The organism is Geminocystis sp. NIES-3708 (genome assembly GCF_001548095.1).
Taxonomy (GTDB): Bacteria; Cyanobacteriota; Cyanobacteriia; order Cyanobacteriales; family Cyanobacteriaceae; genus Geminocystis.
The window spans coordinates 1,517,503-1,531,022 of sequence record NZ_AP014815.1; the positions used below are offsets into that span (position 1 = coordinate 1,517,503).

Annotated in this window: 12 protein-coding genes, 1 tRNA gene and 1 pseudogene; 3 read left to right on the forward strand and 11 right to left on the reverse strand. The window is 31.9% G+C overall.

What is annotated here, in order from left to right; translation table 11 throughout:
• Positions 1-181 precede the first annotated feature (181 nt).
• Complete coding sequence (locus GM3708_RS06570) at positions 182-1,396, forward strand: hypothetical protein (protein ID WP_066345035.1); 1,215 nt, start codon at positions 182-184, stop codon at positions 1,394-1,396.
• Between the two features lie 45 nt (positions 1,397-1,441).
• Here the strand turns inward: GM3708_RS06570 and cysW are convergent, their stop codons facing one another.
• The 3 genes from cysW to GM3708_RS06585 all read right to left on the reverse strand — a co-directional run bounded on the left by cysW (position 1,442) and on the right by GM3708_RS06585 (position 4,235).
• Entirely contained in the window at positions 1,442-2,260 is an 819-nt protein-coding gene (gene cysW / locus GM3708_RS06575) for a sulfate ABC transporter permease subunit CysW (protein ID WP_197671688.1), read from the reverse strand.
• Between the two features lie 63 nt (positions 2,261-2,323).
• Positions 2,324-3,208, reverse strand: coding sequence for a sulfate ABC transporter permease subunit CysT (gene cysT / locus GM3708_RS06580; protein ID WP_197671689.1), 885 nt, complete (start codon positions 3,206-3,208; stop codon positions 2,324-2,326).
• 10 nt (positions 3,209-3,218) lie between these two features.
• Positions 3,219-4,235, reverse strand: coding sequence for a sulfate ABC transporter substrate-binding protein (locus GM3708_RS06585; RefSeq protein ID WP_066345043.1), 1,017 nt, complete (start codon positions 4,233-4,235; stop codon positions 3,219-3,221).
• A 488-nt stretch (positions 4,236-4,723) separates the two neighbouring features.
• Between GM3708_RS06585 and GM3708_RS06590 the strand changes: the two genes are divergently transcribed.
• Positions 4,724-4,796: transfer RNA gene (locus GM3708_RS06590), tRNA-Arg, on the forward strand.
• 128 nt (positions 4,797-4,924) lie between these two features.
• Here GM3708_RS06590 and murI read toward each other — a convergent pair.
• From murI to GM3708_RS06610, 4 genes are all read right to left on the reverse strand, one after another.
• Complete coding sequence (murI, locus tag GM3708_RS06595; protein WP_066345044.1) at positions 4,925-5,806, reverse strand: glutamate racemase; 882 nt, start codon at positions 5,804-5,806, stop codon at positions 4,925-4,927.
• Positions 5,807-6,033: 227 nt separating this feature from the next.
• Positions 6,034-8,010 (reverse strand): N-acetylmuramoyl-L-alanine amidase, encoded by a 1,977-nt coding sequence (locus GM3708_RS06600; RefSeq protein ID WP_231933105.1) that lies wholly within the window; start codon positions 8,008-8,010, stop codon positions 6,034-6,036.
• 224 nt (positions 8,011-8,234) lie between these two features.
• Positions 8,235-8,819 carry a glutathione S-transferase family protein gene (locus GM3708_RS06605; protein ID WP_066349357.1) on the reverse strand — a complete coding sequence of 195 codons (585 nt, stop codon included), beginning with the start codon at positions 8,817-8,819 and terminating at the stop codon, positions 8,235-8,237.
• A gap of 166 nt (positions 8,820-8,985) precedes the next feature.
• The gene (locus tag GM3708_RS06610; protein WP_066345045.1) at positions 8,986-9,441 is read right to left on the reverse strand and encodes a hypothetical protein; all 456 of its coding nucleotides are present in this window, start codon (positions 9,439-9,441) and stop codon (positions 8,986-8,988) included.
• Between the two features lie 449 nt (positions 9,442-9,890).
• Here GM3708_RS06610 and GM3708_RS06615 point away from each other — a divergent pair.
• Positions 9,891-10,418, forward strand: a pseudogene (locus GM3708_RS06615) (type ISP restriction/modification enzyme); the annotation flags it as partial.
• Here GM3708_RS06615 and GM3708_RS06620 read toward each other — a convergent pair.
• From GM3708_RS06620 to rpoD, 4 genes are all read right to left on the reverse strand, one after another.
• Positions 10,415-11,203, reverse strand: a complete 789-nt coding sequence (locus tag GM3708_RS06620; protein ID WP_066345049.1) for an RNA methyltransferase — start codon at positions 11,201-11,203, stop codon at positions 10,415-10,417. The pseudogene GM3708_RS06615 and the gene GM3708_RS06620 sit on opposite strands and share 4 nt — an antisense overlap.
• 12 nt (positions 11,204-11,215) lie before the next feature.
• Positions 11,216-11,332, reverse strand: coding sequence for a HepT-like ribonuclease domain-containing protein (locus GM3708_RS18955; protein ID WP_197671690.1), 117 nt, complete (start codon positions 11,330-11,332; stop codon positions 11,216-11,218).
• A 211-nt stretch (positions 11,333-11,543) separates the two neighbouring features.
• Positions 11,544-11,819: a nucleotidyltransferase family protein gene (locus GM3708_RS06630; RefSeq protein ID WP_231933107.1), complete on the reverse strand. Its 276-nt coding sequence runs from the start codon at positions 11,817-11,819 to the stop codon at positions 11,544-11,546.
• Between the two features lie 105 nt (positions 11,820-11,924).
• Entirely contained in the window at positions 11,925-13,100 is a 1,176-nt protein-coding gene (gene rpoD / locus GM3708_RS06635) for an RNA polymerase sigma factor RpoD (RefSeq protein ID WP_066345051.1), read from the reverse strand.
• Between the last annotated feature and the right edge of the window lie 420 nt (positions 13,101-13,520).

Genomic DNA, 13,520 nt, shown 5'->3' on the forward strand with positions numbered 1-13,520 from the left:
TTTTTATCTATGGCTGACAAGACATGGAAATCTTTGATAGCAATAGATAATCTTAGTCTATCTAGTTTAAAATGAGAAATTAAGGCGATAAAAAAATAGACACAAGAGAAAAGATCTACAATCTCTTTTATGATTACCTATTACTTGTTTTCTCACTTTGTGCAAAAACGTCTAAAAAATAATGATTGAAATTGAACAAGAAATTAACACTGCTATCAAAGGTTTAACTAGAAGAAAAAATTTAAAAAAAGAACATATTTTAGTTTTCGAAAATGCTTTAGCCAATCCTGAAATAAATAGTCAAATTTATACTAAATATCTTAATGGTAATAACACAATAATGGCTTTACAACAGGCTATTTATACCTCAGAAATGGTAAGGTTACTAACTTTAAGGGCAATAATTATTCCTGATGCTTTATCAGAGTTTTTAGAGTGGTTAAATAATAGAAAAGGAAAAAAGAAAGATCATTATGAGATGTGTATAGATTTTCAATTAAGTTTAGGTAGTTTTTTATCAAATAATACTCCTTTTATTAATTATAATTTAAGACTAGGAGTACAATTAATATTACTGAATTTAGTAAAAAAACCTGAGCTATTATCTATAGTCTTTTGGTTACTAAAATCTCCTGAAACTTTATGGGGAAAAACTTATGATCAAGAAATAAGAATTTCTTTGGAAAATCAATTAGCTTTTATGTCTCAATTCCCCAACAATTCTACTAATTTTGACTTATTTACCCATGAACAATATCAAAAATTTCGAGAAAAAAGAAACCCTCCTATTATAAATAAATATAAAGTATTAGCAATTTTATTAAGTAAATTAGGTGATAAATCATTAATTTTGGCTATGTTTTTTTATCAAATATCATCAGGAAAAGTTCCCAGTAATATATATCAAAAAATAAAACCAAATTTAACAAAAATATTTGGAGTTACTATTAAAGAAGAGTTTAATTTTATTCGTAGTTTAAGAAAAATTATGAATATTTTCCGAAAAGAAATGCTTTATTGCTTCGGATGGATGATTATTTGGTTTACTATTTTTGCTATTTGTGGGAACATAAATTCATCATTAATTATTATACCAATGATTGCTAATTTACCTTTAGTTAGTTTTTATTTAATTGGTTTAATCTTTATAGGATTTACACAAATATTTTTACACTCAATTAATTATTATGAATATCATTCTAGTGATGAAAATATTATGATAATTTCTGTAATGTTTAACATTCTTTTATTACCTTATTTATTAAACTATATTTATCGTTATCAATTATTTAAAAATAAAAAAATAGGTTTTAGAATTAAAGAATTTTTTGTATGGTTAATTCCTTTCTTTTTACTATATGCAATTGTGACATTTTTAATGGATTATCTTTCATAAGCTAACTTCCTAGAAAAAAATATGTTAAATAATAATTATCTTTTTCTACTTAGATATTTTTTGGCGATGATCTAAAATTTGTTCACAAATAATTGTTAATAAAGTAATTAATGCTAGTAAAGAAGCAGCACTAAAAGCCGCTATCGTTTCATAGTTACTATAAGTTTGTTCGATGTGTAAAGTTAAAGTATTTGTTTTACTAATAATTCTCCCTGAAACAACGGCAACAGCACCAAATTCCCCCAAAGCTCTAGCAGTACATAAAATAACACCATAAAGCACAGCCCAATTAATATTTGGTAAAATAACTTGCCAAAAAACCTGCCAAGGTGATGCTCCAAGTATCATAGCACTTTCTTCTTGATCCTTATCCAGATTTTCCAACGCAGGTAATACTTCCCTAACGACAAAAGGTACGGTAATCACCATAGTAACAAGAATCATACTAGGTAAAGCAAACAGTATTTTCAGGTCAAAAGCAACCACTATAGATTTAAAAATACTATCGATAGGGCTGAAAAGCAACACAAACATTAAACCAATAATGACAGGGGAAATGGTTAGGGGTAAATCAATAATTCCCAATAAAAGTTGTTTACCTACAAAATTTTGTCTTGCTAATACCCATGCGGCTAATAAACCAAAAATTGTATTCACAGGAACTGCGATCACTGTAATAATAAGGCTTAACATCAGAGCATGATGAGCTTCTGGGGTATTAATTCCTTGCCAATAAGCACTGACTCCTTGAGAAAAGGCTTCATAAAAAATATTAATTAGAGGTAATAATACAACTAAAGCTAAAAATCCTAAACCGATTGTAATTAATATATATCGCTCCCAAGGAAATATTTTTTGTTTCAAAATAACCTCAATAAATAATTAGTCACTTGTTATTAGTCATAGGGAAATTACCTTTGCCCATTGTTAATTATTTTGGCTATGTCTTTGACTCCATCGTTGTAAAATTCCTGCAAGAATCAGAAAAACCAACGCTAATATTAAAAGTACGATCGCCACTGCGGTAGCACCTACAAAATCAAATTGTTCTAAGCGTTGATAAATATAAACCGTAGCCATTAAAGTTTCATTGGGAATATTGCCAGAAATAATGAAAGCAACTCCAAATTCACCGATACCTCTAGCTAAAGCAAGGGTAAAACCTGTTAAAATGGAAGGCAAAATTTGGGGTAAAATTACCTTCCAAAAACACTGCCAAGAATTAGCACCCAAAATCTTAGCGGCTTCTTCAACTTCAGGTTCAAAATCTATTAATACAGGTTGAACAGTTCTGACTACAAAAGGTAAAGTAACAAAAATTTGTGCAACTAAAATACCAATAACTGAGGATGTTAAATTAACTTCTTCAATGTCAAAGTGTTGAAATAATTTTCCTAAAAAGGTATCAGGCTCAAATAATTGTCCGATAACTCCTGCCGGAGAATAAAGAGACATCAAGGTTATGCCCACCACAACCCCCGGAATAGCCAAGGGTAAATCAATTAAGCCATTAGCAATTCTTTTGCCCACAAAGTCATATCTAACCAAAATCCAGGCTAAAATTACGCCAAAAATACTATTAATTAAAGCGGCACCTAAAGCTGTACCAAAGGTTAATTTATAAGCATCAATGGCAATTTCTGAGGTAATTAAAGGGATAATTTGTGTTAAAGGTTTTTGACTAACTTTCCAGAATAAGGCAGTTAATGGAAGTATAATTATAATACTAATATATAGAAAAACAATCCCTCTTAAGAGAAGTTGATAACGAATAAATGTCTGCCACCCAGAGATTAAATTAAGAGTCATCATTCAGTAAATCTTACTTCCTAGCGGCTTGTAAAGCTCTATCAAATAATGCACCATCATCAAATAATCTTTTATTAACCGCAGGCCAACCACCAAAATCAGTGATATTATAAATTCTTGAAACTTTAAGAAAGTCTTTTTCGTTAGCTTTTCTGATTTTCTCATCAATAGGGCGATAACCAGCTTGAGCATAAATGGCTTGAGCTTTAGGAGTAAACAGAAATTTAGTAAAGGCTTCAGCTACTTGACGTGTACCTCGCTTATCTACCACACTATCAATTACTGTCACAGGAAAATCAACTCTTAAGTTAGGAGAAGGTGCAACATAAGGAAAATCTTTAGGAATGGCATCATTAGTGAAGATAATTTCATTCTCAAAATTAATTAATACATCTCCCACCCGATTTTTTACAAAAGTATCTGTTGCTTCTCTTCCAGAATTAACTAAATTTTTAATATTTTTAACAAAAGCATTAAAATAAGTATTTGCTTTAGCTTCTCCTTCAGTTTTCCAAATAGCACCATATCCAGCTAAAGCACCCCAACGAGCATTACCCGACGTTTTTGGGTTAATAGCGACAATTTCTACACCATCACGAGTTAAATCCTTCCATGTTTTGATCTTTTTAGGATTCCCCGCCCGAGTAATTAATACCATAACACTACTAGCAGGACTTGCACCATTAGGAAGGCGTTTACTCCAATTAGGATTAACCAGCTTTTTCTCTACTAAGGGAGTAATAAATTCTTGGAGATTTTGAGCGAGAATATCGGCTTCTAATCCTCCTAAAACTGCTCTGGTTTGAGCGGCTGATGCACCATAGGATTCTTTAAAAGTAACATCTTGTCCTGTTTTTGACTTCCATTCTTTTTGAAATTCAGGAATTAATTTAGAAAATACTGGTTTAGCTACAGCATAACTAACAAGAGTTAATTCAACAGTTTTGGGTTTTTTTTGAGCTAAGGCGGGTAAAGCAAATTGAGCTATTAATCCTGAGAGAGCAAACAATACATAACGTCTGTTTAACATTTTCTGTTTTCTCCTATTAAAGTTTATCTTGAGCGAACTATCACGTCTAGTATTGCCAAGTTTGAACTGACGCTTGGTATTCAAATACATTTTAAAATAGATTAAGAAAAAAGTCAAATGCGTTAGAATAACATTTCTATGTTGAAAATCTCATAATAAGAAGATATTTTTCCATTGAAGAGACAAAATAAAATGGGTATATAAAAATATTGGTTTCTGAAAAATTATTTCTATTGCATGGTTGTGAAGAAATAACATTCGTTTTATAGAAAATATTTCGTGATAGATTAATCTTCCAGCTTTCTTTTTGTTCTATTCAACAATTATTGTCTGAAATAAAATACATTTATTTAGTGCGTATGTATTAAAATACCTTTATTTTTTCTTCTCAATCTACTGACTTTAAATTCTCAAAAAAGAGAAAAATTACTTTATAGGAGCTACTATTATTGCTGAGATGATTAAACTATGATATTTTAGAATAAGTTGGGTGCGTAGCTCAGGGGATAGAGCACCAGATTCCGGTTCTGGGTGTCGGGGGTTCGATTCCCTCCGTACTCGTTTTCTCTCAAGTTCATTTTTCATATTCTGACTTTTGGGAAAATTGTATTTATGACTGTGAAGTCTCTTCGGTTTGCTGAATATTTTTTCTATAAAATTGTAGGTTTATTCAGCAAACTATAATCATGTTAAATAATCACACTTTCCGCGTAAAGATGGTGATTGACAGGGATCATTTTTGAGGATGATGAAGTATTTACGACACTATCAACAGAAGATAAGTAAACTTTTTCCACTTGAGGAGTGAATCCGAGCCATTGTTTAGAAATTTTGGCGAAATCTTCAGGCTCACCACTAACGCAAAAACGAGTTGGTAGAACGGTTTCATGGTTTCGTAAGTTCATTAAATCTAATTCTCTTTCTGTTGCCTTAACCACAGAGTCAGCAGGATCAATTAATTTGACACCAGCGGGTAAAATTTCTTTTAATAAGCCCTGTAAATGAGGATAATGGGTACAACCATAAATAAGAACATCAATTTGGTTACTAATTAAAGGCTTTAAATATTTTTGAGCTACTTTTTTAGTATAAGGATCATAAATACGATTTTGTTCGATAAGAGGTACAAATTCAGGACAACCAACTTGCCAAACATCTACTTGAGGATTAATTTCTTTAATTGTATTATGATAGGCATTACTCTGAGCTGTGGCTACGGTAGAAATAACACCTATTTTTTTACCTTGTTTAACTGCACCTTTTGCTCCGGGGTGAATTAAACCGAGAATGGGAAATTCATATTCAGATTCCACTTCTTCTAAAGCTAGGGCTGAACTGGTATTACAAGCCATAATAACCATTTTCACTTGTTGATCTTTCATCCAATCGAGAATTTCCCTAACGAATAAAATAATCTCTTGAGGGGAACGAGTACCATAAGGAAGACGTTGAGTATCGGCAAAATAGAGGATGGATTCTTGAGGTAGATGACGATACATTTTGCGAAGTACTGTTAAGCCACCGACACCACTATCAAAAACACCAATTCTATTACCCAGAGAATGTTTCATAAAATTATCATGATTGCAATTAAAATTATCTTAATTTAAGCAAAAGTACTTAGAAATGTAAATAGATTGAGGAAAACAATTAATATTAAAAATATTTAGTCTTTACATTTTCTTCTTATGTATCTTTATTGTTTTATCTTTTTCCCTATTTCTATTTGCCTGTTTCATGTTTCCACGTTCCTTATGAACTCTTTTACTTTGATGACAATTGTGATCTGATAACTGACTTATAGTCGATTGACTTGGACATACTCTATAATACCCGCAGCGATAGCTTCTGCCATTTGTCTTTGGAAACTAGAATTAGTTAATTTTGCTGCATCTTCAGTTCCTGTCACAAAACCTGTTTCTAATAATACTGAAGGCATATTTGACTTTCTCAAAACATAGAATCTGGCTTGTTTAATTTTTCGATCACGAACATCAACTCGACGTATAATATTACGATGAATAATTTGTGCTAGATTTCTGCCATTTTGATAGTAATAGGTCTCATAACCACTTACTCCGGGTTTACTTGCACCAGCAGAGTTAGCATGAATACTTACAAATACATCAGCATTAAGACGATTTGCCATTTCTGATCTACCTTCTAAGCTAATAAAGTAATCACTGTCTCTAGTCATTCTTACTTGAATACCTTGTTGCTCAAGAATACGAGCCACTTGCTGAGAGATTGATAACACTATCTGCTTTTCTTGAATAGAGCCAATTCCTACCGCACCAACATCTTTACCGCCGTGACCGGGATCTATAATAACAAGAGCTCTACTTTGATTAGGAGGGCGATTATTAGAAGGACGAGAGTTATTAAAAGGACGAGAATTATTGGTGGTAGATGAAGGGAAAGAATTATTAGGAGGAGTATAATTAAAAGGATCAGCTTGTGCTTGGGGTACAGGAATAGAAGTTGCATTAGAAGGATTACTCCGTATATCACGAGAAGTTGTAATATTACGGTTTAGCAATAATACTAACATTCTTTCGCTAGGTTGATTTAATGGTCCTATTCTTATACCTAAAGCTGGTTCAATTAATAATACAACAGTTTTATTATCTGGTTGCCAAATACGCATTTTTGAAATAGGACTTCCTGAAGGTAAATTAGGAGTTTTAAAATTAGGGGATAAGTCAGTATTTTCCATTCTAATTTGATAAATACTATTACCCTGAGTCCAAGTACCTTGAGCTTTTACCGATTGATTTGCCCTGATCATTAACTGATTATAGTTAACTTCGATCGAATCAATACTTGTTCTACCAGAATTAATAGGAAGGTTATTTCTATTCGCTACAGTTTGTGTTCTAGGGGGTTGTGTATTTGAAACAATAGAGGCTTTCGGTTCTGAATTATCATTATTTTGAGCTGATAAATCAATCACTCTGGAAATACCCCCTTGAGGCCATAGGACTAATCCACCCATACGACTAAAACTTGCTTGCCAATCGGGGCTATCAGGATTGACGTTTAATGTTAATAATGCCACTGATTTGCTGGATTGATTTAAGAGTAAATCGCTGATACCATACTGATTAACTTTCCAAGACTTTGGTAAATTATTGGGTATGGTCATATTATCTATTTCAAAATTGATTTGACGACGATCACGGCTACGTTTAACGTTAATTTTATTTTTATGATTTCCATCAATCCCAACAATAATACCACTAGAAGTTACTTGTAAACCATTGGCAGTGTTAAAACTGTTATTTCGATTATTAGTGTTATTTGTTACTGAAGTATTATTGTTATTATTGCGAGACTGATTATCAGGAGAAAAATTATTAGGGGCAGACTGAGAAGGAAAATTAGTCCGTTGTGGTTGTGGTAAATCCACAGTCCATTGCGTAGGAGAAAGACCTTTAATTTTAATACCTTGAGGATCGAGAGTATATCCGGGAGCTAGTTCTAAGACTACTCGTGTAGTTCTAGCATCAAATTGACCGATTCTTAAATTAGTGATAATATTACCTAAGTTTTCACTGATAGAAGGTCTACCCAGAGTAGTGCCTGGAAGATCAATCACTAAACGAGTGGGATTAGGGATTAGTTGTGCTGTAGGTTGTATTCCTTGATCTGTAGTGAAAACTAAACGATTTTGATTAGCTTCAAAACGCCAAAATAATAATCTTCCTGCATAAGCGGGGGCGGCAAGAATTAAAAATGTTAATAGACTTAGAATTAAAGAATAAAATTTCACCATAGTATTATTTCCTCAGATAATCTTGATTAAGTTGGATTCAGTATAAATAAGAAATTATTTTTATAAACATACTATTATTTAATGACAGATAAGAAAACTTTTTGTTTCTAGCTTATCTGACATTTACTAAGTTTAGACTATCTAATCATTTTCTTTAACAAAATAAAAATCGTTTAATAGATCAAAAAGCAAAAGAATGGGAGAAAATTTTTACTATTGATGAGTTATCTTTTACCAATGGTATTCATAAAAGCTGGTCTTTGGGTAATCTTTTTAATATAACTAGAAATTGCAGGATAAGCAGTTAAATCAAGTTTCAATAAAATTTGAGTATAAGCTAACATTGAACCTACTGCCACGTCAGCAACAGTAAATTTTTCCCCTAATAAGTAAGAATTCTGTTTCAAAATATTTTCTAAAGGAGGTAATAATTTTGACATTTCTTTTTCTCGATTTGCCTCAATAAATAATCCTGTGGCTAGAGTTGAATTAGCGAATAAAATCCATTGATTGATAATGCTTTTTTCTTCTAAAGAATCAATTTCATTACCATATTTTTCTGCTAAATATAATAAAATTGCTCCTGATTCCCAAAGTTTAAAATCACCGTCCACAATTACAGGAACTTTTCCCATGGGATTTAATTCTAAAAAAGTGGGTTGTAAATGTTCTTGTTGTGCCATATCAATCAAAATATACTCATAGTTAAGATTGATTTCTTCTAAATACCATTGAATAATAGAGGCACGACTACGAGTACCGCCGTATAATTTTAATGTAGGATTTGAATTATTTATAACTTGATTCATCGATTTTTTTTCTTGATTCTTGATAAAAATAAAGGAGTTTTCAGGGGATTTTTTCCCCGAAGAAATTATTTTTTCAGCATAAGTTGGAAGTTGTACTAAACAAATAAATAGCAAAAAACTCAAACTGAATGAGTAATATTTCATTAGAGAAATTATGAGAAAATTTTTATAAAACTTTATGAGTGTGAGAATGTTGTTTTACATTATCATCGTCAGAAACTTTATGAACACTATTTAAGACTCTTTTCCTCTCCAAGGAATAGTTAAAATCACTTTTTGATGCACCTAATTTAATATATTCTTGGGCGCTAGGTTTACTTTTATAAGTGCGAGTGGCGGCAAAAGTGCGATCAAGAAAATCATCGCAAAATTGACTATCCGCAGGAAATTCTGAGGGTTTTTGTAGAGTATCTTCAACAATAACTTGTCCGATGGTTTTTGCTACTGCTAACTGATAAGATGTGGGAATTTCTTTGAATAATGCTTCTAATGCTGCGGAAGGTATCGGCTCGATTACTTTTATTTCTTTGATTTCTCCTTCGTCTCGAATAAAACAAGTGGCTAAACCGAAAACGCAATAATCTTCTTGAGATATACCTAATTCTGTCAATCTTTTGGTCATAAATCTAATTTCTTTTTTGAGAAAAATACCAGTTGGTATATAAAAATATAACTTAGATCTTGCACTAAGGAGTAAGAAGTGAGGAGATGGGCAAAGTTTGACGAAAAAATGATGAAGACAAGAGAGAATGGAAGATGATGAAGATAAGATAAAGGAGACAAGGGAGACTAGAAGAAGGGAGAGATTAATTTATCGTAATATTTACCTAGTTCAATAACAGTGATACTATTCTAAGTTTATTGTTAATGTTCTGTCACGTCTTTTAATCAATCACTATTATCGAGAATTAGAAGATAAAATTCGTTTTGATGGTAGCTGTAATAAACAATCAATTCGTGTGGCTTTTGGTAACTTACTAAAACTGTGTTTCGAGAGGGTGATGACGGGGTAAGAAAGGGCTTAAGCCTTTAGTCTGGAAGTCTTGGTAAAGAAATTGCTAAAATAGATATTTTTATTATATTTACGGCGTTTTATATAACCCTAAATATCGACAAAAAAATAAATTAAATTTAAAAAGAAAATTTCCCAGAATACCCTTTTATAATGAATTTTAGCAATGGGCAAAATGGGTTAAACAATTAATGGATTTACACCTCAATTATGAGACTATTAAACCTTATAAACTAAAAAGAATTGATACATCTATAACAATGGGCTTAAGCCCATTTCCTTCAGCTACTCCTAAACCTAAACTAAAAGCGGATAAAATTAACAGTAAAATTATTATTGACGATGTGACAATTTTAGAAAATATACCGTCAATGGCGTGGGAATATAAACTAGGAAATAATAGTGCTTTAGGGTGGATTTTAGATCAATATAAACTAAAGAAAACTCAAGATAAAATCATCGGTGAAAAGTTCAATAATTATCAATTTGCTGATTATAAAGAAGAGGTAATTAATTTATTAATGTGGGTTTGTCAAGTAAGTATTGAGACGATAAATATTATTAAAAAGATGGAAACTCTTACTTAATCTGAATTGATTATTTGTCTCTGATATTCTGCTAAAAGAAAAGCAGTTGCCATCGCCACATTTAAAGACTCCACACCATTAGCTAAAGGAATTTTGACAGTTTCTGTCGCTAAATTAGCCAATTCAGGGGATAAACCTTGGGCTTCGTTACCTAATAATAAAATCGTAGGTTTAGTAAAATCAATTTGCCAATGGGTTTTATTTCCTTCTAAAGAAGTCGCAATAATTTGATAACCTTGAGATTGATATTTTTTTATCAAAGAAACTAAGTCATTTTCTACCTTTGCTTGAATTTTAAACCATTCACCCACAGAAGATCTCATAACTTTTGGATTATCCAAGTCCACACTATCACCACTTAGCCATAAAAAATCAACATCTGTAGCCACTGCAGTACGAATGATAGTACCTAAATTACCCGGATCTTGAATGCGATCGCCAATTAAGCCTAAACGCAGATTTTCAGTGGGTTGTGACTGTCGAGAATCACGATAAGCCGTAGCGATAATGCCATCGGGATTAACGGTAGTAGCCAGATTTTTCATCAATTCAGGGGAAACTGTTTCAATTCTTTCTGCTTGAGTTTGTAAAGCTTCCCAAAGAGAGTAATGCTTTTTCTGCCATAACTGTGTTGCTAACACCGTAACGAGGGGATAATTAACCTTAGTGGCAACTTCTAATAAATTTGTGCCTTCTAATAAATGTAAATTTTGTCGATGTCTTTCCTGGGTTTTATGTAATTTACGAATTTCTTTAACAAGAGGATTTTGCAGACTGGTTAACATAATATAATTAACTTAAATAATTTCTTCTATTGGTGATTTTAATTCCTTTAAATTTTCCTGAATAATTTTATTAATAATTTGTAAATCTATCTTAAAATATTCATGAAAAATAATATTTCTAAAAGCCATAATTTTAGCCTAAGGAATATAATTATATCGATTAATTAAATCATCAGAAAGATTATTCGCAGTTTTCCCAATAATTTGTAAATGACGCACCACCTAAACTTGAATTAACTCATCTTCAAAAAACTTTTGTTGATTATTTTTTAAATATTTTTCAATGTTATTAATAGCTTCCAAAATATCTAACAATGTATCTTTCTATCTTTATCACTTCTCACAATTTAATTGCTTCTTGCAATATTTGCTCTCTAATTAGCTCTTTTAAAGCTCCTTCTGTAGCTACATCAATTTTATGTTGTAATAAATTTTCTAAATTGAATATTAAACTAGTAGGAAACCATGAACTAATTTTGTCTAAAGAATAATCAACTAAAAAATCAACATCACTATTTTCTTGAACTTCACCTCCAGCTACTGAGGCAAAAATTCTGATATTAAATGTTCCGTGATTCTTCACAATTTCGATAATTTCTTCTTTTTTAGAGTGCAATAGTTTTTCTATTTAAGAGTGAATATCAGCCTTAATTTTTTTATTCACTAATTTTTAATGACTAGAAATCAAACTGACTATTGTTAATTGTTAATTGTTAATTATTTAACGAATATATTCTTTTAAAATACTATTCCGATTAGGATGACGCAATTTGCGCAACGCTTTCGCCTCAATTTGACGAATTCTTTCACGGGTAACATTGAAGATTTGACCAATTTCTTCTAAGGTTTTCATTCGCCCATCATCCAAGCCATAACGTAATCGTAAAACATCACGCTCACGAGGGCTAAGAGAATCTAAAACATTTTCTAAATCTTCTCGTAATAAATTTTTAGATACTTCATCTTCAGGAGTTTCCCCATCGGCCTCAATAAAATCCCCCAAACGAGAATCTTCTTCTTTACCGATGGGGGTTTCTAAGGATATGGGTAATTGAGCAGACTTGGCAATAAAACGTAACTTTTCGATGGTCATCTCCATATCTTCTGCAATCTCTTCTTCTGTGGGTTTACGTCCCATTTTTTGAGATAACATCTTAGTGGTTTTTTTGATACGAGAGATAGTTTCATAAAGATGCACAGGAAGACGAATAGTTCGAGATTGATCGGCGATCGCACGAGTAATAGCTTGACGAATCCACCATGTGGCGTAAGTGGAAAATTTATAACCCTTTTCGTGGTCGAATTTTTCGGCGGCACGAATTAAACCCAGAGAACCTTCTTGAATCAAATCTTGGAATGATAAACCCCGATTCATGTACTTTTTAGCGATGGATACCACTAAACGCAAGTTAGACTGTACCATCTTATCTTTCGCACGTCTGCCAATATGTAGGCGGCGGTTAAACTGACGCAGGACAGGAATATCACAAGCGATCGCCCATTCTTGATCTGTCGGAATACGCCCAAGATGTTCAATTAAAGTCGCCCTGATATATTCTAAATCCAATAAATCAGCAATTTGTCGGGCTAACTCAATTTCTTCTTCTGCACGAAGTAACCTGATTCGACCAATTTCCTGAAGATAAATACGAATAGAATCTTCTGTGAATGGTTTTTTCTTTGTTTGGGTACGACGACGGGTAGTCGGTAATTTACGAGTTTTTTTACCATTGAGATCACTAACACCAATAGAATCAGCTTCAGCAATGATATCGGTAAATTCACCTTCTATGGTTGCTATAGAACTATTCCGATTATTACCAGAATTAAAGTCCAACATTTCCTCGAAATCATTAGCGGGTGAGATAGTTGCGAAAATTTCTTGTGCCTGGGTCATGCCGTTTTCCTCTTACTCCTTCTGAAAAAATTTAGCTAGAAGATAGATTGTCAAAATTGAATTATATTTATTTCTCTATACATAACCCATATTTTACTTTTGTATCACAATAAACTATTTCACTATTTAAAGTTAATAACATTCCCATTCTTTGTAAGAGTGTTAAGTACTTAAGAACAGTATAATTTATTAGTTTCATTGAGATTTAGTAAATGGATAGTTATGGTAGAAAATGCTCAGGATGATACCTGAAAACGAGGGAATTATACCGAATAACGGTAAATTCGAAGAACTGTTTTCTATAAAGTCAACAGTCTGATATACTTAACTTACTCAAAGATAAATACTATAAAACTAAATTATTAATAAGCACAAAAACCAGTGTTATGGTCACTAACATGATTTTTAATGTTTTATTCG